Genomic DNA, 26289 nt, shown 5'->3' with positions numbered 1-26289 from the left:
CGGGCCGGATGCGTCACGTTCCAGGGGGCCCGGGGATCCCGGGGAATTCAGGGAACCGGGTAGGGAGCAGCCCAAGGTCAGGGGCGCGTTCAGGCGCGCGTCGGCGCGTGAGGGTCGAACCGTGCGGCGCGCGGACAGGCCCCGCGCGCTGTTTTCGTTGGTGATCGCGTCATCCTGCGGCCGTATCCGGTCGTAAACCACCCGTCCTGATGAATCGCGGCGAGCGAGGGCACGCGATGCTGTTTACTTTGCGATGACCTTTCCTTGACCTCTCATTTGTGAAGGGCGAGGACAGCGCCTCTCCAGGGGCGCATGTGCTCACCAAGCCGACCGACCGACCGACCGATCGACTGACCGGCCGACCGCCCCTCCGTATCCGGATCGCCGAGGATCCCCTCGGTCCGTCGCCGATGGCGCCCACTCGTGTGCGGACGGGGCGCCTCGCCGCCGGATCCACTTCCCACCCACCCCGTGCCAGCCGACTCCGGGTCCCGACGAGGTGACCCGAAGCGCGCCCCGGCCTGTCGAGGTCGGGCGACCCGACCGCCCCACGAGGTGCGTCCCGGGTCCGGCCGGCCTTGCGAACGGCAGCCCCCCACCCTGACCAGGGCCGCCGCTCCAGCACCTCCCGCCCCACCGGCCGACGGCCGCCGACGGCCGCCCACGGCCGTCCCGCGCGGCGATCCATGACGCCCGGACCCGGCACCGCGACGGACCCTCCGCGCACGCGGCGGGCGAGGTCACGTCGCCGGCCAGGCGTCCGAGGCGTACACGCTCCATCGCGCCGGCCGGACGCGCCGCCGTGCGCGTGTCCGCTCCCTTCCGCACCGCTCCGCTCCGACGTCCGGAAGCGGGCCCACGGCCCCGCTTCCGCGAGACCCTCTGGGGGGACACCCATGTCCTTTTCCCGCTCCTCCTTCTCCCGCCACGACATACGGCAGGACTTCGCCGCCTCGCTCGTCGTCTTCCTCGTCGCCCTCCCGCTCTGCGTCGGGGTGGCCGTCGCCTCCGGCGTGCCCGCCGAACTCGGCCTGATCACCGGCATCGTGGGCGGCCTCGTCACCGGTGTGATGCGCGGCAGCAGCCTTCAGGTCTCCGGCCCGGCGGCCGGTCTCACCGTGCTGGTCGCGGAGGCCGTCCGGACCTTCGGACTGCCCGCCCTCGGCGCGATCGTGCTGCTGGCCGGGCTCCTGCAGATCGTCATGGGCCTGCTGCGCTGGGGGCGCTGGTTCCGGGCGATCTCCCTGTCCGTCGTCGAGGGGATGCTCGCCGGGATCGGCCTCGTGATCATCGCGGGCCAGCTCTACGCGGCGGCCGGACTGCCCGCGCCCCACTCGGGGATCGCCAAACTGGTGGAACTGCCCGGCGCCCTGGCCGGCGCGCTGGCGGACACCGTACCCCTGACCTCCCTCGCCGTCGCCGCCGGAACCATCGCCGTGGTCGTGCTGTGGCGAAGGCTGCCCCGCCGGGTGCGGGCGGTACCGGGGGCGCTGGTGGCGGTGCTGCTGGCCGCCGGGGTGACCGCGGCGGCCGGTCTGCCGGTCGCCACGGTGCGGGTGGGCGGCGTGTTCGACGCCGTACGGCTGCCCGGCGCCGACGCCTTCACGGGCCTCGCCGACCCGGCGCTGCTCGGCACGGTGCTGGCCTTCGCGCTGATCGCCTCCGCGGAGTCGCTGTTCAGCGCGGCGGCCGTCGACCGGCTGCACACCGGGCCGCGTACGGAGTACGACAGGGAACTCGTCGCCCAAGGCGTGGGCAACGCCGTGTGCGGACTGCTCGGCGCCCTGCCGCTGACGGCGGTCATCGTGCGCAGCTCGGCCAACGTCGAGGCGGGCGCCCGGACCAAGGCGTCCCGCGTGCTGCACGGGGTGTGGCTGCTGCTCTTCGCGGCCGCGCTGCCCGCCGTCCTCGCGTACATCCCGCTCGCGGCCCTCGCCGGGATCCTCGTCCACGCGGGCTGGAAACTGATCCCGTTCCGCGGGCTCGCGGCGCTCTGGCGCACCCATCGCGGCGAGGCGTTCGTGCTCGTCGCGACGGCGGTGGCGATCGTCGCGGCCGGCATGTTCGAAGGCGTGCTGATCGGACTCGTCCTGTCGGTGGCGAAGGCCGCCTGGGAGGCGTCCCATCTGCGGGTGGAACACCACGACGACGGCCACGACGGGATACGGGTCCGCGTCGTCGGGACGGTGAACTTCCTGCGCCTGCCGCAGGTGCTCGACAGTCTGGAGAACCTGCCCGGCGACCGCCGGATCGTCCTGGACCTCTCCGGCGTCCACCACCTCGACCACGCGTGCCGCGCCGCTCTGCACGCCTGGGCCGATCGCCACAACGCCCTCGGCTCCGCGTCCGTACGGCTGCACGCCCTCCCGGAACTCTCGCGCAAGGAGCGGGCCGGGGCGGGGTGAACCCGCAGAAGCGCGCACGCCGCCGACGCCCCCTCGCCGCCGTCACCCCGGCCGTCCGTCCCGGATGCTCCGGCCCCGTGCGGTCTGTGATCAGGCCGCACGGGACCGGGGGCTCACGGCATGGCCGTCCCGTGCGCCGCGCCCCGCTCACCAAGCCATCGGTGGACGGCGAGCGCGGTGGTACGGGCGTGCTCCTCCAGCAGGGTGAAGTGGTCCCCGGGCACGGTGAGCGCGGTGTGGGGGAGGCTCCACTCCGGGGCGGGTACGGTGCCGGGCAGCGGATCCCGGGCGCGTACGTACAGGGTCGGGCAGGCGAGCGGCGCGGGCCGCCAGGCGTCGAAGAGCTCGAAATAGCCGGCCATGGCGGTGAGCCGGTCCGGTTCGGCGGAGGCGAACTCCGCCGCCCGGCGCAGCATGTCCGTCGTCATCGCGGAGAGCGCCCGGTCCCGGTCGTCGTGACCCGGGGGATAGGTGTCCACCAGGACGACGGCCGCCGGAGCGAACCCCTCCGCTTCCAGCCGCTCCGCCACGGCATGGGCCACCCAGCCGCCCGCCGACCTGCCCAGCAGGACCGGGGGACCGTCGGGCGAGGCCGCGCGGACGGCGGCGGCGTGCGCGGTGACGAGCGCGTCCAGAGTGGCGGGCAGGGTCTCCCCGGGCTCGAATCCCGGGTGTCGCAGCGCGGCTACGGGCCGCAGGCCCCGCAGCCCGGCGCCGAGGCGCGCGTACTCCTGCGGTCCGGAGAGCGCGCTGAGCGCGGGGCAGCAGAGCAGCCGGGCGCCCGCGCCGCCCGACGCGAGGGGTACGGGCGGGTGTGCCGCGCCGGCCGCCCCGGAGCCGTCGAAGACCGGGCGCAGGCGCGCCGCCATGGTGAGGAGAGCCATGCCGTCCCAGCTCCGCCCCTGGGCGCACGCGGTACGGAAGAGCGCGCCGAGGGAGTCGGACGTGGCGTCGGGGACTCGTGGCGCGGCGCCCACCGCCGGACCCGCCGGACCTGCCGGACCTGCCGGGAGAGCCGGCTTCCGGCGGGCTGCTTCCGGTTGGTCCGCCCCCGGCGCGTTCCCATCGCCCTCGTCAGCCGTGTCGGCGTACCGCTGATCCAGCTCCGCGGCGAGGGCGCGCGGGGTCGGGAAGTCGAATAGAAGGGTGGACGGCAGGGGCAGCCCCGTGGCCGAGGCGAGCGCGTTGCGCAGTTCGACCGCCGCCAGGGAGTCGAGCCCCAGGTCCGCGAGCAGGGTGTCCGCCTCGATCTCGTCCGCTTCCTCCCCGTGGCCCAGGGCGCGGGCGGCCAGGGTCCGGATCGTCGCGAGCAGCACCCCGGGCCGCTCACCGGGAGACACCGCCGCGAGCGCCCGGCGAGGACTCCCGCCGTCCTCGCGTCCGCCGCCGCCTCCGCTTCCCGAAGGGGCGGCGGGCCGGGGCGTGGACGGGGTGAGCCGGGCCGCCACCACCACGGGTTCGTCACCGGCCACCGCCGCGTCGAAGAGGGCCAGGCCCTCTTCCGGCCCGAGCGGGGCGAACCCGGAGCGGGCCATCCGGCGTAGATCCGCGTCGCTCAAGTGCGCCATCATGCCGTCGTCCTGGCGCCAGGGACCCCAGACGATCGACGTCCCCGGCAGGCCCAGCCGCCGCCGGTGGTGGGCGAGTGCGTCCAACGCGCAGTTGGCGGCGGCATAGTTGGCCTGGCCGGCGGAGCCGAAGGTGCCCGCGATCGAGGAGAACAGCACGAAGAGTCGCAACTCTCGCAGATCGCGGGTCAGTTCGTGGAGCGCGAGAGCGGCGTCCGCCTTGGGGCGCAGCACCCGCCTCAGCCGCTCGCCGGTGAGCGCCGGGACGACACCGTCGTCCAGGACCCCCGCGGTGTGGACGACCCCGGTCAGCGGGTGAGCTGCCGGCACCGCGTCGAGCAGCGCGGCGAGCGCGGTCCGGTCCGCGACGTCGCAGGCGCGCACGGTCACCTGGGCGCCCCCCGCCCGCAGTTCGGCGGCAAGCTCCCGTGCTCCCGGGGCATCGGCCCCGCGCCGCCCGACGAGCAGCAGATGCCGGACCCCGTGGACGGCGACCAGATGCCGCGCCACCAGCGCGCCCAGGGAACCGGTGCCGCCGGTGACCAGAACGGTGCCGTCCGGGTCGAGCGTTCGGCGGGTGCGGGCCTCCGGAGCGATGGGCAGCGGCGCCAACTCCGGTACGTACACCGTTCCTTCGCGTAGCGCCGATTCCGGCACCGGGGCGGCCGCGAGCGCGGGCAGTGCACGCCAGGATGCCGGGGCCCCGTCCACGTCGATCAGTGCGAAGCGGCCCGGGTTCTCCCGCAGGGCCGAGCGGACCAGCCCCCACACCGACGCGTGCGAGGACATCGATGCCGCGACCTCGTCGGCCCGGCCGGTGGGGACGGCGCCGGAAGTGACGAGAACGAGCCGGGAGTCCGCCGACTCCGTCCGCTTCAGCCACTCTTGCACGAGAGTCAGCGCCCACTCGGTCGTCCGTAGCAGTTCGGCGGCCTGGTCGCCGGGCTCGTCGCCGTCGGAGGCACCGGACGGCGGGCACACCGCCACCACGAAGGCCGTCGATCCCTCGCACTCCGACGGGTCGCCGTACACCGGAACACCCGATCCCGGCGGCGCGAGCACGCCCACCGGACCGCTGCCCACCGCGTCCAGCACCCCCCAGCGCGGCATCGCCCCGGGCGATTCGGACGGCGCCGGGCGCGGGTTCCACGCGTACCGATGGAGCGCGGCGGGGGCGGCGGCGCCCGCAGCCGTCGAGCCGTCGCGCGGCAGGGGCCGGAGCGCCAGCGAGCGGATCGTGACCATCGGCGCTCCCGTCCCGTCGGTCAGCTCCACTCCGGCCTGCCCGTCGGTCCCGGGCGACACCCGTACGCGTACGTGCCGGACGCCGCGCGCGTGGACGCGTACCCCGCTGAACGCGAACGGCAGGGGCAGCCCGTCGGCCTCCGGCTCCGTCGCTTCGGGAGCGGAGCCGGTCACCTGGTCCAGGGCCAGGGCGTGCAACGCCGCGTCGAGCAACGCCGGATGCAGGACGAACCGCGGGCCCTCCGCACCGGAGAGGGGATCCCGGAGCGCTTCCTCGGGCAGGGCGACCTCGGCGTACAGCTCCGCCCCGTGCCGCCAGACGGCCCGCAGTCCCCGGAAAGCGGGTCCGTACCGCAGGCCGCCTTCGGCCAGCCGCTCGTACGGTCCCGCTCCGGCCCCCTCCCCGCCGGCGAACAGCGCGACCGCCCCCTCGGGCGGCCAGGATCCGCCGTCGGTCGTCTCCTCGGCCACGGCGGCCTCTCGCGCCGGCGACAGCGTGCCGGTGGCATGGCGAACCCAGGGCCCGTCGGCCGCCGAGGCGTCCGGCCGGGAGTGGAAGAGCACGGTCCGCCGGCCCGCGTCGTCCGGGCCGGTCACCTTCACCTGCACGGCGACGGCCTCGTCCACGGGCAGGACCAGCGGGGCGGTCAGGACCAGTTCGTCCAGCGCGTCCGCGCCCACCGAGGCGCCGGCGTACAGGGCCATGTCGACGAAGGCCGCGCCCGGCAGCAAGATCTCCCCGGCCACCTCGTGGTCGGCGAGCCACGGCTGGTCGCACACCGAGAGCACCCCGCTCAGCAACAGCCCGTCGTCGTCGGCGGTGCGGATGGCCGACCGGAGGAACGGATGCGGCGGACGGCCGGTCCCGCCGGCCCCGGCCCCGGCTCCAGCCGACGACTCCGGACCGGAGGCCGGGGCGGGCGCCGGGTCGGGGTCCAGCCAGTACCGGCGGCGCTGGAAGGCGTACGTGGGCAGGGGGACGCGCCGCCCGCCCCGTCCGGCGAACACGGCCCGCCAGTCGACGGGTGTCCCGTGGGCGTGCAGCGCGGCCAGCGTGTCGAGCAGGGCCTCCGGCTCCGGTCGAGACCGGCGCAAGGTCGGCAGGACGAGCGGCACCGGGGACACGCCGGACGCGGCGAGGCAGTCGCGCACCGGACCGGTGAGCGCTCCCTCGGGCCCCAACTCGACGTAATGCGTGGCACCTTGTTCGGCCAGCCGCGCGATCGAATCGGCGAACCGGACCGGGTGGCGGACATGGTCCACCCAGAACTCGGGGCGGCGCAGCTCCTCCTCGGTGGCCGCCCGGCCGCCCTTCACCGCCGTCACCAGCGGCAACCGGGGCGCGGCGAAGGTCAGATCACGCAGTACGTCCGCGAAGTCCGCGAGCATCGGCTCCATCCGGGCGGAGTGAAAGGCGTGGCTTACCCGGAGCGGCGTCACCGCGCGTCCCCGCTCCCGGAAGAACGCGGCGACCTCCCGTACCGCGGCCTCGTCACCGGAAAGAGTCACCGCTGCGGGCCCGTTGACCGCGGCGATCTCCACCAAGGGCCCGGCCCCGGGCCCGTACCCGGCTGCCACGAGGCGGTCCGCCACCTCGTCCGCGCCCGCGGCCACCACCACCATCGCGCCGCCCTCGGGCAGGGCGTCCATCAGCCGGCCCCGGGCCGCGATCAGCGCGCACGCGTCCGCGAGGGACAGCACCCCGGCGACGTGCGCCGCCGTCACCTCGCCCACCGAGTGCCCGGCCACCAGGTCGGGGCGTACCCCCCACGCCTCGAACTGCCGGAACAGAGCGGTCTCCAGGGCGAAGAGCGCCGGCTGCGCGTACCGGGTCGAGTCCAGCAGCGCCGCCTCCTCCGTACCGGGCTCGGCGAAGACGACATCCCGCAGCGGCACGGGAAGCGGTGGATCGAGCAGGACACAGCACGAGTCCCACGCCTCGGCGAAGGCCGGATGCAGATCACGCGACGCGTACAACTCGCTTCCCATGCCTAGGCGTTGACTCCCCTGGCCGGTGAACAGCACAGCGATCGGACCGTGCCGGCGTGAGGTGCCCGTGTGCGTCCCGGGGGCGGTGCCGCCCTCCGCCACGGCCCGCAGGGAGCCGAGCAGCCCGGCCCGGTCGCGGGCCACCACCACGGCCCGGTGCTCGAAGGCCGTGCGGGTGGTGGCGAGCGCGTACCCGAGGTCCGCCGGTGTCGCGCCGGCGTCGGCCGCCACCCGGTCGTACAGCCGCCGTGCCTGTTCCCGCAGCGCCGGCGCGCTCCTGGCCGACACCGGGCAGATCACCGCGGTGTCCGGTCCGCCGCGCGACGCCCGCTTTTCCCTCGCCTTGCCGTCCTCGTCTCGCGGCGCCTCCTCCAGCACCACATGGGCGTTGGTGCCGCTGATACCGAACGAGGACACCCCCGCCCGGCGCGGACGGTCCGACGCGGGCCACTCCACCGCCTCGGTCAGCAGCCGGAGGGGCGCCGACGACCAGTCGACCCGGGGGGTCGGCTCGTCGGCGTGCAGCGTGCGCGGCAGTGTGCCGTGCCGCATCGCCTGCACCATCTTGATCACACCGGCCACCCCGGCGGCGGCTTGCGTGTGGCCGATGTTCGACTTCACCGACCCCAGCCGGAGGGGGAGTCGCCGAGCCTGCCGCCCGTACGTCGCGAAGAACGCCTCCGCCTCGATGACATCGCCCAGCCGGGTGCCGGTGCCATGGGCCTCCACCGCGTCGATGTCCCCGGGCGTCAGCCCCGCGTCCGCGAGGGCCTGCCGGATCACCCGCTGCTGCGCCGGACCGTGCGGTGCGGTCAGCCCGTTGCTCGCCCCGTCCTGGTTCACCGCCGAGCCGCGCACCACGGCCAGCACCGGAAGCCCCGCGCGGAGCGCCTCGGACCGCCGGCTCAGCAGCAGCATCCCGGCGCCCTCGGCCCACCCCGTGCCGTCGGCGCCCGCGCCGAACGCCTTGCACCGGCCGTCCGGGGCCAGCGCCCCCTGGCGGCTGAACTCCACGAACGACGAGGGCCCCGACATCACCGTGGCGCCACCGGCCAGCGCGTACGCGCACTCGCCCCGGCGCAGCGCCTGGGCCGCCAGATGCAGGGCCACCAGGGAGGAGGAGCAGGCCGTGTCCACGGTGAGGGCCGGGCCTTCGAGGCCGAGGGTGTAGGCGATCCGGCCGGAGGCGACGCTTCCGGCGTTGCCGAGGCCGAGGTACCCCTCGACCCGCTCGGGCGTCGTCGCCAGCCGGCCGGCGTAGTCGCTGTACATCAGCCCGACGTACACCCCGGTCGCCGAGCCGCGCAGGACGCCGGGAACGAGACCGGCGTGCTCGAATGCCTCCCAGGCCACTTCGAGCAGCAGCCGGTGCTGCGGGTCCATGGCCAGGGCCTCGCGGGGCGAGATGCCGAAGAAGCCGGGGTCGAAGCGGTCCGCGCCGTTCAGGAAGCCGCCCTCGCGTACATACGTCCGGCCCGGCCGGGTGGGGTCCGGGTCGTACAGCGCCTCGGTGTCCCAGCCCCGGTCGGTGGGGAAGGGGCCGATGGCGTCCCGGCCGTCGGCCACCAGCCGCCACAGCTCCTCGGGGGAGGTCACGTCCCCGGGGTAGCGGCAGGCCATTCCCACGATCACCACGGGGTCGTCGTCCGGCCGCAGCGCACTCCGGGCGGCGGCGGGACCGTCGGGAGCCGGTCCGGTGGCGCTCCGTTCGGCGAGGCGGGAGGCGAGATGGGCGGTGAGCGCGGTGGCCGTGGGGAAGTCGAAGGCCACGGCCTCGGAGAGGGGCAGACCGGTGGCCGCCGACAGCCGCTCGCGCAGCACCGTCGCGGTCAGCGAGTCCATGCCCAAGTCCCGTAGTGCGACGGCTGGTTCCACCGCCTCGGGCGTGTGGCCAAGCGCGGCGGCGACCTCGCCCCGCACCAAGGCCAGGAGATCCGCCGTCGCCGACCCGGCGGCCCGGGGGCCGAGCGGCCCCGCGGCTTGTGCGTCGAGCGGCCGGGCGGGCAGGCCGGGGAGCTCCCGCCGGACGATCTTCCCTGAGGTGGTACGGGGAAGCTCGTCCACCTCGAACAGCTCGACCGGCACCTTGACGGCGGACAGCTCCGCACGGCAGGCGGCGAGGACCCGCCCCCGGTCCGGCAGCCCGCCGCCGGGCCCGGGAACCAGATAGGCGACCGGCACCTCGCCGAAGACGGGATGCGGGCGACCGGCCACGGCGGCGTCCGCCACCCCGGGGATCCGGCGCAACACGGCCTCGATCTCGGCGGGATGGACGTTCACCCCGCCCCGGATGATCAGCTCGCTCACCCGGCCGGTGAGGGAGAGCGCGCCGGCGGCCCCGACCCTGGCCAGGTCGCCGGTACGGAACCAGCCCTCGCGCAGCACCTCCGCCGTGGCCTCGGGCCGGCCGTGGTAACCCGCCATGATCCCGGGCCCCTTGACCCACAACTCGCCCTCGCCGGTGTCCCGGCCGTCGGGTCCCCCGCCGACCCGGACCCGGGTGCCGGGAATCACCCGGCCGCACCCGCCGTCCGCCTCGTCCGCCGCCGCACTCGCCGCGCGGCCGGGGACCGGCATGGTGACCGGGCCCGCCTCCGTACTGCCGTAGTGCTCCAGATAGGGCACACGGCAGATCGCCTCGAACGACTCCCGGAAGCCGGGCCCGGCCGCCGCGCCGCCACTGACGCAGCCGCGCAGCGCGGAAGATCCGAGACCGCGGCCGTGACCGCCCGCGCCGTGCTCCTCGTCCTCCTCCCGGACCGCGTCGAGCAGTGCCGCGAACGTGGTCGGCACTCCACCGAGCAGGGTGAACGAGGCATCCTTGCCCCGCAGTTCATCGAGGACGCCCGCCACCGTGAACCGGGGCAGGAGCCGTGCGCTCGCCCCCACCGAGATCACCCCGAGGAAGCACACCACCTGGCTCATCGCGTGATGGAGGGGCAACGGCCAGAGCACCCGGTCCCGTTCGGACAGGCCCAGGACGCCGACGAGGCCCGCGGCGACCGGCGCGAGGCGGTTGCGCTGGGTGGACAGCACGCCCTTGGGGGTGCCGGAGGAGCCCGAGGTGTAGAGCAGCCAGGCCACTTCGTCCAGGCCGAGATCGTCCCGGGCCGGTGTCCGGGATCGTGCGCCCGCCAACTCCTCGTACCGCAGGACACCTTGCGGGAGCCGGCCCGGGTGCGGCTCCGGACGCGAGACGCCGGAAGCCCCACCCCCGGACCCGTCCCCGGCCCCGCCCCCGCATCCGTCCCCGATCTCCTCCTCGGCACCGCCCTCGGCCGCCACCACGGTCAGCCCGCCGCGCCGCACCAACGACGGCCGGCGCGCCAGGCAGGCGCCGTCGGTGACGAGGACCCGCGCCCCGCAGTCGTCCAGCAGCCGGGCCAGTTCCTCCTCGGAGCTTCCCGGGTCCAGCGGCACGCCCACGCCGCTCGCCCGGGTGACGGCGAGCAGGCTCTCGACCGCCTCGACCCGGTTGCCGAGCAGCACGGCCACCCGGTCGCCGCGCGCCACGCCGAGGTCCGCCAGATGACCGGCCAGCCGCCCGGTCCGCCGCTCCAGCTCCCGGTAGGTCACCCGGCGGAGCCGGTCCTCGAAGCAGACCTTGTCCCCGAGGTGCCGGGCATGCTCCCCGAGCAGCCGTGGCAGTGGCCAGACGACGCCGGTGTACGTATCCACCGCATGACCTCCTAGAGACGACCCGCCGTGCAGAACGAGGGTGCGGAGGGCCGGGTTCCTGCCGGAGAAGGGTGAATCGCCGCTCCGGGCGCGCCGCGCGGACGCCGCCCCGGGCGATGGGCGCGCGCCCGGGGCCCGTAGGGTGCACGCCGGGTGACGAGCCGTACGGCCGCGCCGCCCGGCCGTACGGGGGAAGACACCCGGCGGTGCGGACACGACTTTCGAACACGGGGACCGCGCAGTGAAGAAGAACGACGTTCCGTCGGTGCCGGACGCCGCCTGGCTGGAGGAACGGCTGGGCGAGGGCTCGCTCTGGCGACCGGACGAGGCCGACCTGCCGGCCGAACTGACCGACGCCGAGTCGCGGGAGTTCCTCCTGACGGTCGGCTTCCCTGCGGTCCACCTCGAAGCGGTGGGCATCGACACGAGATTCCTGCGGGACGAGGACGCGCTGGCCCCGCTCGACGCCGACGAGATCTACGGAAAGCGATACCCCGACGACGACTCCCCGCCGGTCAACTTCGCCCTCACCGTGGTCACTTGGTACGACCAGCATCTGATGCTCGACGCGACGCTCGGCGGCATCACCCACTACGACCCCAACGGCTGGGACCACGACGCGGGTTGGCAGGGCCCGGCCGCCGACTCCCTGCCCGGCCTGGCCGTCCTCCTCGCCCTCGTCGCCGAGGCGGGCCCCGCACTGGAGTCGGACGACGACACCGAACGCACGGCCGCCGTCGCCGCGCTGCGGGCCCGGATGAGCGACTGCGACGGGTCGGCGGGCGACTCCGGCTTCTGGGACGGGGTCTTCGAGGACTTCGCCTGATCCCGGCCTCGTACCGGCGGCCTGGGAAGCCCCCGGAAAGCCGCCGGAAAGCCCCCGGAAAGCCGAAAGCCCGTGGCCTGGTCCTTTGGACCGGGCCACGGGCTTTCCGGCGACGAGTTCGGGTTGCGAACCGCCGGCAGAATCAGAAGAAGACGCCGCAGCGCAGCAGCACATTCGCGTACGGCCGGGCCTCGCCCGTACGCACCACCAGGCGGGCGCCCGCCGTCATTTCCTTCAGCCGCTCGTGCGAGACCAGAGTGAGGTCCGGGAAGCGGCCGTCGAGAAGCGCGGACGCCTCGGGGTTCGCCTCGCGGATCTCCTCCGCGGCGGTCGCGCCCTCCACGACCAGCTCGCCGAGCAGCCCGTCGAGGACCTCGGCGAACGACGGCACTCCGGCGAGGAACGCCAGGTCCACCACGCGCGGGCCCGCCGGGATCGGCATCCCGGCGTCGCACACCAGGACGCCGTCGCCGTGCCCCAGCTCGGCGAGCGCGCCCGCGAGATGGCGATTGAGTATTCCGGTCTTCTTCACAGCGCCGCGACCTCCTCGGCGGTCGGGTAGGACTCCTGGGCGCCGGGCCGCGTCACGGCCGCCGCGCCCACCCGGGCCGCGTACGCCGCCGCCTCGGCGAGCGACGAGCCCGTGCCCAGCTTCCAGCCCAGCGCCGCGGTGAACGCGTCGCCCGCGCCGGTCGTGTCGACCGCGTCGACCTTCACCGACGGCACCCGGGCCGTCTCGACGCCGCCCTCGACGCCGCCCTCGCCACCGTCGCCGACGACACCGGTGGCGACGAGCGCGCCGCGCTCGCCCAGGGTCACCACGACCGAACGCGGGCCGAGGGCGAGGAGGGCCTTCGCCCAGTCCTCGGGCGAGCCGTCCAGCTCGCCGCCGGTGAGGACCCGCGCCTCGTGCTCGTTGACGATCAGCGGGTCGCAGGCCGCGAGGATCTCGGCGGACAGCGGGACGGGCGGCGAGGGGTTCAGTACGAAGCGGGTGCCGTCCGGCAGGTTCCGTACGATCTCCGCGACCGTCTCCAGCGGGATCTCCAGCTGCGTGGAGACCACCCGGGAGGCGCGCAGCAGACCGGCCGCGCCCCGGACGTCCTCGGGGGTCAGCCGGCCGTTGGCGCCCGGCGACACCACGATGCTGTTGTCCCCGGAGGGGTCCACGGTGATCAGCGCGACGCCGGTGGGCGCACCGCCGACCAGGACTCCCGTGCTGTCGACACCGGCCTTCGCCTGCGTGTCCAGCAGCATGCGGCCGTGCGCGTCGTCGCCGACCCGCGCCAGCAGCGCCGTACGGGCCCCGAGGCGCGCGGCGGCCACGGCCTGGTTCGCGCCCTTGCCGCCCGGGTGGACGACCAGGTCGGAGCCGAGCACGGTCTCCCCGGCGGCGGGCCGCCGCTCCACCCCGATCACCAGGTCGGCGTTGGCCGACCCCACGACCAGGAGGTCGTAGTCGTACATGAACTGTCTCCCTACGGATGCCTGTGGATCCCCGCGGACCGCGCGATTCCCGCACGCCCCGCCGATTCCCTCAGCGGTGTCGAACCGGTGCCACGGCCGCGGGCGGACGCGTCGCGTGTGACGTGTCCACCCGCGGCCGTGACGAGCCGGTCAGATGTCGGATCAGCCGTTGAACTCGGCCAGGTTCTCCTTGGTGACGACCTTGACCGGGACCTTCACCGTGGCGTCGATCTTCTCGCCCTTGGCGGCCTTGACGGCGTTCTCGACGGCCAGCTTGCCGAGGAGCTTCGGCTGCTGCGCGATGGAGGCGAGCAGCGTGCCGTCCTCGATCGCGATCAGACCGTCGGGGGTGCCGTCGAAGCCGACGACCGTGACGGACTTGCCGGCCTTCTTGCCCAGGGCCTTGATCGCGCCGAGCGCCATCTCGTCGTTCTGCGCGAAGATGCCGTTCACGTCCGGGTGGGCCTGGAGCAGGTTGGTGGTGACGTCCAGACCCTTGGTGCGGTCGAAGTCGGCCGGCTGGGAGGCGACGACCTTGATGCCCGGGTAGGCCTTCAGACCCTCGGTGAAGCCCTTGCCGCGCTCGTTGGCGGCGGAGGTGCCGGTGACGCCCTGGAGGACCAGGATGGTGCCCTTGCCGCCGAGGGACTCGGCGAGCGTCTTGGCGGCGAGCATGCCGCCCTCGACGTTGTCGGAGGCGACGGTCGTGGCGACCTCGGCCTTGTTGACGGTGCGGTCCGCGGCGACGACCGGGATCTTCGCGTTGTTGGCGGCCTTGACGGCCGGGCCCGCGGCGTCGGAGTCCACCGGGTTGACGATGATCGACTTCACGTTCTGGCTGGTGAAGTTCTGGATCTGGTTGGCCTGCTGAGAGGCGTCGTTCTGGGCGTCGGTGACGGTGAGGGAGACGCCCTCCTTCTTCGCCTCGGCCTCGGCGCCGTCCTTCAGCTGCACGAAGAACGGGTTGTTCAGGGTGGAGACCGACAGGCCCACCTTCGTGGCGGAGGAGTCGGAGCCGGAGTTGCAGGCCGTGGTCGTCAGGGCCAGCGTGGCGACGGCGGCGACGGCGATCGAGAGGTGCTTGGTGCGCATGGTTCTCTCCTTGCGGGTGGGGTGCGGCTGGGGATTTCCGCGGTGGGACGTGACGAGGGAAGAAGAAGGGGGGGCGGGGGCTGTACGGCGGATCAGGACCGGACAGCCCCCGGCGTCGGACGCGGCCGGGCATCACACACGGCCAGGCGTCGGACGCGGCCGGGCATCAGGCTCGGCCGGGCGTCAGGCTCGGCGGCGCAGCGTGTCCACGAGGACGGCGAGCGCGATGACGACACCGATGACGACCTGCTGCCAGAAGGCCGAGACCGAGAGCAGGTTGAGGCCGTTGCGCAGCACCGCGAGGATCAGCGCGCCGATGAGCGTGCCCGACGCCTTGCCGACGCCGCCGGAGAGGCTGGCGCCGCCGATGACGACCGCGGCGATGGCGTCCAGCTCGTAGCCGTACGCGGCCTGCGGCTGCGCCGAGGCGAGCCGGGAGGCGAGGACGATACCCGCGATGGCGGCGAAACCGCCGGCCAGGGCGTAGATGACGAGCTTCTGGCGCTTGACGCGGATGCCGGAGAGGCGCGCGGCCTCCTCGTTGCCGCCGATCGCGTACATGGTGCGGCCGATGTACGTACGGTTCAGCACCACGGCGGTGATCACGCCCATGGCGATCATCACCAGGACCGGCACCGGCAGCCAGCCGCCGAGGGTGGCGCCCAGCTGGGACACCGAGTCGGGGAAGGCGATGGGGCTGCCCTGCGAGATGACCAGGGCGAGACCGCGGCCGATCGACAGCATGGCGAGGGTCGCGATGAACGGGGGCAGCTTGCCGAACGAGATCAGCGCGCCGCTGACCAGACCACAGCCGATGCCGGTGGCGATGGCGAGCAGGACCGAGATCCAGACCGGCAGGCCCATGGTGGTGGCCGTGTAGGCGAGGACGGTGGCCGAGAGCGCGGCGACCGAACCGACCGACAGGTCGATGCCGGCCGAGACGATCACGAAGGTGACACCGAAGGCCAGGATGGCGGTGACGGCCGCCTGGACGCCGACGTTCAGCAGGTTCTGGGTGGAGAGGAAGTCCCCCGACAGGAACGACATGGCCACGGCCAGGACGATCAGGGCGGTGAGGGCTCCGTTGTCGAGGAGCAGCCGGCGCAGGGCGGTCGCCTTGCCCGTGGCCTTGCTGGTGTTGAGCGTGTCAGTGGCCACGGGAGCCCTCCACATCCTTTACTGCGGTGTTCGTGGTAGCGGGGGCGCTGACGGCCAGCGCCATGACGGAGTCCTGCGTCGCGTCCTGCGCGGCGAGTTCGCCCGCGATCCGGCCCTGGGACATGACCAGGACGCGGTCGCTCATTCCCAGGACCTCGGGGAGGTCGCTGGAGATCATCAGAACGGCGTGACCGGAGGCGGTCAGCTCGTTGATCAGCTGGTAGATCTCGACCTTGGCGCCGACGTCGATGCCTCGGGTCGGCTCGTCGAGGATCAGCACCTTGGTGTCGGCGAGCAGCCACTTGCCGATGACGACCTTCTGCTGGTTGCCGCCGGACAGGGTGCCGACGCGCTGGTGCAGTCCGGCCATCCGGACCTTCAGCTGCTTCGCGATCTCGTCGGCGGCCCGGCGCTGGCCGGCCCGGTCGACGAAACCGGCGCGGCTCGCGCGGCCCAGGGTGACCAGGCCGAGGTTCTCCTGCACGGTCGCGTCGAGCACCAGGCCCTGGCCCTTGCGGTCCTCGGGCACGAGGCCGATCCCGGCGTCCATGGCGGCGTTGACGTCGTACGGACGCAGCGGACGGCCCTGCACCTCGACGGTGCCGGAGTCGTACGGGTCGGCGCCGAACAGCGCGCGGACCACCTCGGTGCGGCCGGCGCCGACGAGCCCGGCGAGGCCGACGACCTCGCCCGCCCGCACCTCGAAGCCGATGTCGTGGAAGGTCCCGGCCCGGGTGAGCCCCTCGACCTTGAGGAGCGGCTTCCCGGCGTCCCCGCGCTCACGCGGGTACTGCTGCTCGATGCTGCGGCCGACCATGAGCCGTACCAGCTCGTCCTCGGGGGTGCTCGCCGGCACCTGGTCGATGCTGCGGCCGTCGCGCAGGACGGTGACGCGGTCGCCGAGGGCGGCGATCTCCTCCAGGTGGTGCGTGATGAAGACGATGCCGACGCCGTCCTCACGCAGCTTGCGCACGATCCGGAAGAGCTTCTCGACCTCTTCGGTGGTCAGGACGGCGGTGGGCTCGTCCATGATCAGCACCCGGGCGTCCAGGCTGAGCGCCTTGGCGATCTCGACCATCTGGAGCCGGGCGATGCCCAGTTCGCGTACGAGGGTGCGCGGATCGACGTCCACACCGACCCGGGCGAGCAGCTCGGCGGCCTCGGTGTTCATCTTCTTGCGGTCGATGAAGCCGAAGCGGCGGGGCTGGCGGCCCAGGAAGATGTTCTCGGCGACGGTCAGGTCGGGAACGAGGTTGAACTCCTGGTAGATCGTCGCGATCCCGAGGCGCTCGGAGTCCTGCGCACCCTGGATGCGCACCTCCTCGCCTGCGACCGTGATCCGCCCGGAGTCGGGGCGGTAGGCGCCGGAGAGCATCTTGATGAGCGTGCTCTTGCCCGCGCCGTTCTCACCGAGCAGTACGTGTACCTCGCCGCGGCGCAGGTCGAAGTCGACGCTGTCGAGCGCCACCACGCCGGGAAAGGTCTTGCGTATTCCTTCGATGCGCAGCAACTCGTCCGGGTTGCTCACGACATGCTCCTTTGCGGGGGGAAGGGCTGCGCGGTGGGGGTTTGCGCAGCGGTGGACGGCTCACCGGACTCGCCGCACGAGCGGCGTACGACGAGACGGGCGGGGAGGGTGACGGACCGGGCGGCCCGTCCTTCGACGCGGTCGACGAGCGCGCGGACGGCGGCCCGCCCGAGCTCGGCGGTCGGCTGGGAGATCACGGTGATCGCCGGATCGGTGTGCACGAACCAGGGGATGTCGTCGAACGCGGCGAGCGCGATGTCGTCGGGGATCCGCAGGCCGCGCGCGCGGATGGCGTCCAGCGCGCCGAGCGCCATCAGGTTGTCGGCGGCGAACACCACCTCGGGCGGCTCGGCCAGGTCGAGGAAGCGCTCGGTGGCCCGGCGCCCGCTCTCGGCCTGGAAGTCGCCCTGTCCGATGTACGCGTCGGGCAGCGGCAGTCCGTACTCGCTCATCGCCGCGCGGAAGGACTCCACGCGCTCGCTGCCGGTGGTGGTCGCCGCCGGGCCCGCGATGATCGCGAGGCGCCGGTGGCCGAGACCGTGCAGATGGGCGACGAGGTCGCGGACCGCGGCGCGGCCGTCGGCGCGTACGACGGGGACGTCGACGCCGGCGATCCAGCGGTCGACGAAGACCATGGGGGTGCCGGTGGCGGCGGCGTTCAGCATGAGCGGGGAGCCGCCGTCGGTGGGGGAGACGAGCAGGCCGTCGATCCGCCGGTCCAGCAGGGTGCGTACGTGGTGGTCCTGGAGGTCGGGCTTCTCGTCGGCGTTGCCGATGATCACGCTGTAGCCCAGCTCGCGGGCCGCTTCCTCGACCGACCGGGCCAGGTGCGCGAAGTACGGGTTCACCACGTCGCTGATCACCAGGCCGAGCGTGCGGGTCTCGTGGGTGCGCAGGGAACGGGCGACGACGTTCGGCCGGTAGCCCAGCGTCTCGACCGCGGCCCGCACCCGGGTGCGCGCGTCGACGCTGACCGACGGGTGGTCGTTCAGGACACGCGACACCGTGGCGACGGATACGCCCGCCGCGGCGGCGACGTCCTTGATGCTCGCCATCGCCGGAAACACCTCCTTGTGAGTCCGTTCGCACATATCGGGCGTGGAATCGTTTCCACGACCGACATGAAGGATTGGAATCGATTACATGGAGGTGAAGCAAGGGGAAACGGATGGTCGAGATCCGATTGTGACCTGATGTGAGTGGCGCCGCTCAGATGAGCGTCAGCGGGGTGCCGGCCCGCCGCCGCCCCCTCCCGGGGCGGGGAGGGGGCGGCGTGAAGAAGCAGGGAGGGGGCTGGGGCTCAGGACCGGCGGGGCCCGCCCCGCCGAGGGGTGCCGGTGATCACTGCCGGATCGTGGGCAGATAGCGCGGGGCGCGCCACGCGCCCAGCCGCCGCTCCACCGCCGCGCCCAGCGACAGCAGGGCGCCGTCCTCGTGGTCGCCCGCCATCAGCAGCAGACCCACCGGCAGCTCGCCCACGAACCCGGCGGGCACCGACAGCGAGGGGTACCCGGCGACGGCGGCCGGGGTGGAGGACGGGATCACGTCGTTGTCGCCCCGCGCGCAGTCGGTCGTCCAGGCGGGCGGATTCGCCGGGGCCGCGAGGGCGTCAAGCCGGTGGGCGGCCATGGCCTCGTCGATGGACCGCCGCGACAGATCCTTCAGCTCGGCCCGCATCGCCCGGTAGCCCGGGTCCGTGGTCGGCGGCGCGGCCAGGGCCTGCTCGAACAGCTCCTGCCCGGCGAAACAGGTCCGCTCGGCCGGATGCGTACGGTTGAACGCGACCAGCCCGGCGAGATCGCGCGGCCGGCCCTGGGGGCCGCCGCGCTTCGCCAGATACGCGTCGACATCCCGGTGGAACTCGCTCAGCAGGGCCGGGAACTCCAGCTCGGCAAGCCGCTCCTGGTGCGGCGGCGTCACCTCGACGACCTCGGCACCGGCGGCCCGCAGCCGCGCCGCCGTCCGGGTCATCAGGGCGTCCACCTCCGCGCCGAGCGACGGCAGCCGCCACAGACCGATCCGCTTGCCCCGCAGACCGCCGGGGCGCGCCGCCGCGTCCACGAGACCCGCGCCGCCGTCACCGCCCGCGAGGTCCCGGCCGCTGAGCACCGAGAGGGTGAGTGCCGCGTCGACGACGTTGCGCGCCATCGGCCCGGCCGTGTCCTGCTCGGCGGAGATCGGGACGACGCCGTCCCCGCTCACCAGGCCCAGGCTCGGCTTGTGCCCGACGACCCCGGTCATCCCGGCCGGGCACACGATGGACCCGTCCGTCTCCGTACCGATCGCCACCTGCGCCAGCGACGCGGCGAGCGCCGCCGCCGAACCGGCGGACGAGCCGCACGGGTTACGGTCCAGGACGTACGGGTTGTTCGTCTGTCCGCCCACCGCAGACCAGCCGGAAGTCGGCTTCTCCGCACGGAAGTTGGCCCACTCGGACAGATTGGTCTTGCCGAGGACCACCGCACCCGCCGCGCGCAGTCGGCCGACCAGTTCGGCGTCCTTCTTCGGCGGAGTGCCGGCCAGCGCCAGCGATCCGGCCGTCGTCGGCATGTCGTAGGTGTCGACGTTGTCCTTCAGCAGGACCGGGATGCCGTCGAGGGGGCCGCGGGCCCGGCCGAGCCGGTGCCGGACATCGCTGGCCGCCGCCTGGCTGAGAGCGGTCGGACTGACGCGCAGCACCGCGCCGATCGCCGGGTCGACGGCCTCGATCCGCCGGAGATACGCCCGGGTCAGCTCCGACGAGGTCAGGGAGCCGCGCTCCATGTGCCGTTGCAGTTCGGGGATGGTGACCGTGTCCAGGTCCACCCCGCGCACCCGCGCCGGCCCGGCCGGGTTCGCGAGACCGCCCGGGGTGCCGGTGGCGGCTTCGGCGGCCGAGGCGCGCTGCGCACCCGCGCCCGCTGCCGCCGGCGGGAGCACGGCGAGGACCGCGGTGAGCGCCGCGATGCTTGTCTTCTTCATGGGCACAGCCCACTCCAGGGCGCCACCGGGCGCAAGAGGACCCCGCGCGCCGCCCCTGTCGTGGATACGCCATGAAACACAGGCCAATTCGCCTTTTCCCGCGCCTGATTGACGATGGATCACGTCGTACGGGAGGCGGCCCGGCCCCGGCTGACGCACCGTCCGATAAGCCCCGGCCGAACCGGGCGGCCGGCTCGTCGTGGCGACAACGGACGGCAGGCCGGAGGGCGGACGAGCGCGCCGGGCGTCGATGGCCCGTTCGAAGGAATGCGGCGGGGCGTTCGCGGTACACCCCGTCGTGTCCGCCGGGATCTCCGCTCCGCTGGTGCACGGTTGCCGGTACTCAAGCTGCGAGCAGACCAGCGCGCCAGTACACGAGCGCACGAGAGCACGAGAGGAACAGCCCGGATGACGCGAAGTCAGGGGACGTCCGGCGGCGGGGCCGGGCGGCGTCGGCGGTTCCGGCTGTGGGCGGCTGTACTGGGACTCGTGGCCACGGTGCTGGTCGGCTCGGGGGCGCCGACGGCGGCGCAGGAGGACTGGGACTGCCTCGGCGGCCCGGAGACCCGGATCGGCTACCTCTTCCAGGAAGGGGCGGCGAGCACGGCGCCGTACGACATCACCCAGATCGACTACACCACCGGCGCCGGGACCGTCGTGGCGGGCACCCCGGTCTCCGTGGACGCGGTCGGATTCAACACCCTCGACGGCTACTACTACGGCGTCGCCTCCAGCAACCAGCTCGTCCGGATCGACAGCTCCGGCAACACCACCCAGGTCGGCAACACCCTCGGCTCCGCCTACAGCAGCGGCGACTTCGACGCCAACGGCCACCTGTGGATCCTGGGCAACATCCTCCCCGGCGCCTGGGCCGAGATCGACCTGGCACCGGGGTCGCCCACCTACGGGCAGACCCTGGCCACCGGCTCGGTCACCTACCCGAGCAACCAGTACCGCGCCCTCGGCGACTGGACCTACATGACCGGGCCCGCGGGCACCGGTCTCTACGGCATCGCGGACATGGTGGGCCAGCGCCTCCCCACCCTGCTGTTCTTCAACACCGTCACCCGCGCCTTCACCGTCCTCGGCGAGGTCGCCGGCATGCCCGTCGGCATCGGCGGCGTCGACACCCGGGGCAGCTTCACCGACGGCGTCAACCTGTACGTCTACACCTACACCTCCGGCGCGATCTACCGCGTCCCGCTGAACACCCGCGTCTCCGTGCAGCTCCCGCAGAGCCCCGGGGCGACCATCTTCGGCGACGGAGCCCAGTGCGCGGCGGCACCGATCAGCACCATCAACGTCGTCAAGGAGATCGACGGCCGCAACACGCCCGTCGACCAGTTCCGGGCGAGCCTGCGCAACGCCCAGGGCATCGAGGTCGGCGCCGTGACCACCAGCGGCAGCGAGACCCGTGCCGAGAGCGGCCCGCTGGATGTCGCCTCGGCCCAGACGTACGAGCTGACCGACCGTCCGGCCAACGGCGGCATGCCACCGGGCAACGGTCTGTACGACACCTCCGCGCACTGCGTCAACGACGAGACGGGCGCCGAACTGCCGCTGACCGGCGGCGGCGGTTCCTGGTCCCTCACCCTGTCCCGGCTGAGCGCCTCCTACACCTGCACGGTGACCAACAGAGCCCGCGGCACGGCCAGCCTCCAACTGGTCAAACACGCGAGCCCGACGGTGGCGACGGAGGCCGGCCAGGTCGTCACGTACACCCTGACCGTACGCAACACCGGTGACACCTCGATCCAGAACCTCGACCTGACCGACTCGCAGCAGTCCGGAACGACCGCCTGCGACCTGCCGTCCGGCGGGCTGCTGCCGGGGCAGGAGGCCACCTGCGCCACGCTGACCCACACGGTGACGCAAGCGGACCTGGAAAGCGGGCTCATCACGAACAACGCCCAGGTCGAAGGCGCCGACAACCTGGGCCACCCGGTCAGCGCGACAGCCTCGGCACGTGTGTACACCGTGCAGCCGTCGCCCGACATCGAGATGACGAAGTCCGTCGCCCCGGGCACCGTCACGGCGGCCGGGCAGAGCGTGACGTACACGTACCACGTCACCAACAGCGGCCCCACGGAGCTGCACGGGGTGAACATCACCGAGCACGGCTTCTCCGGGACCGGCACACCCCCGCAGATCACCTGCGGCCAGACCACACTGGACCCCGGCGCGTCCACCGACTGCACCGCCACTTATACGGTGACCCAGGCCGACATCGACGCGGGCGGCGTCGACAACACGGCCACCGCGCGAGGGCTCGACCCCCTCGGTACGGAAGCGGTCTCGCAGCCGTCCTCGGCCCATGTCACCGCCACCCGCACCCCGGCGATCACGCTCACCAAGGCCGCCGACCCGAGCACCGTGGACAGCGCCGGAACCCAGGTGACCTACAAGTTCACCCTGACCAACACCGGCAACACCACGGTGACCAACGCGGACATCGTCGACACGGCCTTCACCGGCCACGGCCAGCTCGGCATCCTCGACTGCCCGGGCGGCTCGGACCGCACCCTCGGCCCGGGCGAGCATCTGAACTGCTCCGCCACCTACACCGTCACCCAGCCCGACATCGACCAGGGCGGCTTCGACAACACCGCGCACGCCGTCGCCTGGAGCAACGGCACCGAGGTGACCAGCGCGGACGTCCAGGCGCATGTCACCACGACCCGGAACGCGCAGCTCAGCCTGATCAAGGAGGCGAGCCCGGACGACAGCGCGAGCTTCACCGTGGGCCGTGAGGTCACGTACAGCTTCCTGGTGCGCAACACCGGCAACGTCAGCGTGAGCGATCTCGGCATCGTCGAGACCACCTTCACCGGGCACGGCGCCCCGCCCGAGATCATCTGCCCCGCCGAGCCCACCCTCCTGCAGCCCGACCGGGTCATCGTGTGCCAGGCGACCTACACCCTCACCCAGGCCGACATCGACCAGGGCACCGTGACCAACACCGCGCACGCGACGGCGACGGCCGTGGGCGGTGAGACGGTGGACTCCAACGAGGCATCCCAGACCCTGGTCGGCGCCCCCGGTTCCGCGCTCGAACTGCAGAAGTCGGCGGACCCCACCTCGGTCGACACCGCCGGCCAGACGGTGACGTACTCCTTCCACGTCACCAACACCGGGGAGACCACCCTCAACGCCCTGACGATCGTCGAGACCCACTTCACCGGCACCGGACCGGCCCCGCAGATCAACTGCCCGGTGAACACGCTGGCGCCCGGCGCCTCCGCGGACTGCACGGGCACCTACCAGGTGACGCAGACCGACCTCGACGCGGGCGGCATCACCAACAGCGCCGTCGCCTCGGCCGACACCCCGGGAGGCGAGCACACCCACTCCGAGATCAGCACCGTCACCGTCGACGCCCATGCCCTCGGCTCGCTCAGCGTCCAGAAGACGGTGGACCCGGACGTGGTCACCGGCGCGGGCGACACCGTCACCTACCACTACACGGTGCGCAACACGGGTGGCGTCACACTGAACTCGGTCACCGTCACGGACACCGCGTTCAGCGGCAGCGGCACCCCGCCCGCCGTGAACTGTCCCGTCGAGGCACTCGCGCCCGGGGACACCATGGAGTGCACGGCGGCGTACACCGTGACCCCGGCCGACGTGACGGCGGGCACGATCACCAACACCGCGACCGCCGACGGCGCGCGGGCGGACACCGCGGAGACCGTCACCTCGAACGAGGACCACGCCAGTGTCAGGATCGCGACGTCCTCGCTCGGGCTGACGAAGTCGGTGTCGCCGGACAGTGCGACGGTCGGTGACCAGGTCACCTATACGTACACGGTGACCAACACGGGTGAGACGGCCCTGACGGACCTGGAGGTGACGGACACCGAGTTCTCCGGCACCGGATCCCCGCCGGCCGTGTACTGTCCGCTGAACTCGCTCGACGCGGGCCAGACGGTGACCTGCGAGGCCACCTACACCGTGACCGCCGCCGACACCCAGCCGGGCCACGTCACCAACACGGCGACGGCCACCGCCCGGAACTCGGCTGGTACGGAGGTGACCTCGGCGGCCGCGACCGCCTCCCTCACCACCCACGGCTCCTCGCTCGGTCTGACGAAGTCGGTGTCGCCGGACAGCGCGACGGTCGGTGACCAGGTCACCTATACGTACACGGTGACCAACACGGGCGAGACGGAGCTGTCGGACCTGACGGTCGCGGACACGGAGTTCAGCGGCTCCGGCACCCCGCCGGACGTGATCTGCCCGGTGACCCACCTCGCCCCGGGCGCGGCGGTGGCCTGCGAGGCGACCTATGTGGTCACCGAGGCCGACGTGACGGCGGGCCAGGTCACCAACACGGCGACGGCCACCGCCCTGACCGGCACCGGAACCCCGATCGAGTCGGGTCCCGCTAGCGCGTCCTTCACGACCCACGAGCCGCCCCCCTCGTCGCTCGCCCTGACGAAGAGCGTGTCCCCGGACACGGCCCACGAGGGCGACCAGGTCACGTACACGTATGTGGCGACGAACACCGGGGAGACCGCGCTGTCGAACCTGGTGGTCGCCGACACCGCGTTCTCCGGTACGGGAACCCCGCCGTCGCCGGACTGCCCCGGGAACACGCTGAACCCGGGCGCGTCCGTGACGTGTACGGCGACGTACACGGTCACCGACGCCGATGTGGCGGCGGGCCAGGTCACCAACACGGCGACCGCCACCGCCCACAACCCGGCGGGCGCGGAGGTGGTCTCGGAGCCCGCGACCGCCCTCCTCGTCACGCCGGCCTCGTCGCTCGGTCTGACGAAGTCGGTGGCACCGTCCACCGCCACCACGGACGACCTCGTCACCTACGCGTACGAGGTGACGAACACCGGCGAGACCACCCTGACGGATGTCTCGGTCGCCGACACCGCGTTCTCCGGCACCGGCACCCCGCCCACCGTCACCTGCCCGGCGACCACGCTGGACGCGGGCGCGTCCATGACGTGCACGGCGACGTACACCGTCACCGACGCCGACGCGCAGGCCGGCCAGGTGACCAACACGGCGACGGCGACGGCGCGGAACCCGTCGGGCACCGCCGTCGAATCGGAGCCGGCGGACGCGACGCTCACGACGCATCTGCCGCCCGTGTCCTCGCTCGCCCTGGAGAAGAGCGTGTCCCCGGACACGGCCACCACCGGGGACCACGTCACGTACACGTACACGGTGACCAACACCGGGGAGACGACGCTGACGGGTGTCTCGGTCGCCGACACCGCCTTCAGCGGCACCGGCATCCCGCCGTCCGTGTCCTGCCCCAGCGGACCGCTCGCGCCGGGCACCTCGGTGACCTGTACGGCCGTGTACGTCGTCACCGCTGCCGACGCGCAGGCGGGCCAGGTCACCAACACCGCGGCGGCCACGGCCCAGAGCCCGACGGGCACGGAGGTCACCTCGGAGCCCGCGACCGCGACCCTGACCACACATCTGCCGCCGGTCTCCTCGCTCGGTCTGACGAAGACCGTGGCACCGGCCACCGCGACGGTCGGCGACCAGGTCACGTACACCTACGTGGTCACGAACACGGGTGAGACGGACCTGACGAACCTGCTGGTCAGGGATGTCGAGTTCACCGGCACCGGCACCTTGCCGAACGTGATCTGCCCGGCGGCCTCGCTCGCGCCCGGCGCGTCGGTGACCTGTGAGGCGACCTACGTCGTCAGCGCGGCCGACGTGACGGCGGGCCAGGTCACCAACACGGCGCGAGCGACCGCCGACAACCCCACGGGGGCCGAGGTCGAGTCGCCCGCCGCGACCGCGTCCTTCACGACGCACGCGCCGCCCACCTCGTCGCTGGGGCTGACGAAGTCGGTGTCGCCGGGCACGGCGACGGTGGGTGACCAGGTCACGTACACGTATGTGGCGACGAACACCGGTGAGACAGCCCTGTCGGCGCTGTCGGTGGCGGACACCGCCTTCTCCGGGACCGGCACCGCGCCGGTGGTGGTCTGCCCGGCGACGACGCTGGAGCCGGGTGCCTCGGTGACCTGCGAGGCGACCTATGTCGTCACGGAGGCGGACGTGACGGCGGGCCAGGTGACCAATACGGCGGTGGCGACGGCCCAGAACCCGTCGGGAGCCGCGGTGACCTCGGCCGAGGCACACGCGGTCTTCACGACGCACGCGCCGCCGGCGTCCTCGCTGGGCCTGACGAAGTCGGTGTCGCCGGAGTCGGCGACGGTGGGTGACCAGGTCACCTACACCTACGTGGCGACGAACACCGGTGAGACGGCTCTGTCGAACCTGGTCGTCGCCGATAACGAATTCTCGGGTACGGGAACCGCGCCCGTGGTGCTCTGCCCCGCGACCTCGCTCGCTCCGGGGGCGTCGGTGACCTGCGAGGCGACGTATGTCGTC

Annotated in this window: 8 protein-coding genes and 3 pseudogenes; 3 read left to right on the top strand and 8 right to left on the bottom strand. The window is 73.3% G+C overall.

Features of this window, described 5'->3' with window-relative positions; all coding sequences use genetic code 11:
* Nucleotides 1-896 precede the first annotated feature (896 nt).
* Entirely contained in the window at nt 897-2405 is a 1509-nt protein-coding gene (locus ABZ990_RS18450) for a SulP family inorganic anion transporter (RefSeq protein WP_361232108.1), read from the top strand.
* Between the two features lie 113 nt (nt 2406-2518).
* Here the strand turns inward: ABZ990_RS18450 and ABZ990_RS18445 are convergent, their stop codons facing one another.
* Nucleotides 2519-10885: a type I polyketide synthase gene (locus ABZ990_RS18445; protein WP_361232106.1), complete on the bottom strand. Its 8367-nt coding sequence runs from the start codon at nt 10883-10885 to the stop codon at nt 2519-2521.
* A 241-nt stretch (nt 10886-11126) separates the two neighbouring features.
* On the opposite strand from ABZ990_RS18445, the gene ABZ990_RS18440 reads away from it, so the two are divergent.
* On the top strand, nt 11127-11711 hold the full coding sequence (locus tag ABZ990_RS18440; RefSeq protein ID WP_361232103.1) for an SUKH-4 family immunity protein: 585 nt from the start codon (nt 11127-11129) through the stop codon (nt 11709-11711).
* A gap of 142 nt (nt 11712-11853) precedes the next feature.
* Here ABZ990_RS18440 and rbsD read toward each other — a convergent pair whose 3' ends face one another.
* The 7 genes and pseudogenes from rbsD to ABZ990_RS18405 form a co-directional block, all read right to left on the bottom strand.
* Entirely contained in the window at nt 11854-12243 is a 390-nt protein-coding gene (gene rbsD / locus ABZ990_RS18435; RefSeq protein ID WP_361232101.1) for a D-ribose pyranase, read from the bottom strand.
* A complete protein-coding gene (locus ABZ990_RS18430) occupies nt 12240-13178 on the bottom strand; it encodes a ribokinase (protein WP_361232098.1) in 939 nt (312 codons plus the stop codon). Before ABZ990_RS18430 ends, rbsD begins: the two co-directional genes overlap by 4 nt.
* 162 nt (nt 13179-13340) lie before the next feature.
* Nucleotides 13341-14174: pseudogene (locus ABZ990_RS18425) on the bottom strand (D-ribose ABC transporter substrate-binding protein); the annotation flags it as partial.
* A gap of 282 nt (nt 14175-14456) precedes the next feature.
* Nucleotides 14457-15428 (bottom strand): annotated as a pseudogene (locus ABZ990_RS18420) (ABC transporter permease); the annotation flags it as partial.
* Nucleotides 15418-16956, bottom strand: coding sequence for a sugar ABC transporter ATP-binding protein (locus ABZ990_RS18415; protein WP_361232096.1), 1539 nt, complete (start codon nt 16954-16956; stop codon nt 15418-15420). The gene ABZ990_RS18415 and the pseudogene ABZ990_RS18420, both read right to left, overlap by 11 nt.
* Nucleotides 16953-18011, bottom strand: a complete 1059-nt coding sequence (locus tag ABZ990_RS18410; protein ID WP_361232094.1) for a LacI family DNA-binding transcriptional regulator — start codon at nt 18009-18011, stop codon at nt 16953-16955. The genes ABZ990_RS18415 and ABZ990_RS18410 overlap by 4 nt, the downstream gene beginning before the upstream one ends.
* A 286-nt stretch (nt 18012-18297) precedes the next feature.
* Nucleotides 18298-19917, bottom strand: coding sequence for an amidase family protein (locus ABZ990_RS18405; RefSeq protein ID WP_361232092.1), 1620 nt, complete (start codon nt 19915-19917; stop codon nt 18298-18300).
* Nucleotides 19918-20406: 489 nt separating this feature from the next.
* On the opposite strand from ABZ990_RS18405, the pseudogene ABZ990_RS18400 reads away from it, so the two are divergent.
* Nucleotides 20407-26289, top strand: a pseudogene (locus ABZ990_RS18400) (hypothetical protein); the annotation flags it as partial.

It is taken from the genome of Streptomyces sp. NPDC046203 (assembly GCF_040646255.1).
GTDB lineage: Bacteria > Actinomycetota > Actinomycetes > Streptomycetales > Streptomycetaceae > Streptomyces.
This window is presented reverse-complemented; position numbering and strand designations above follow the sequence as displayed.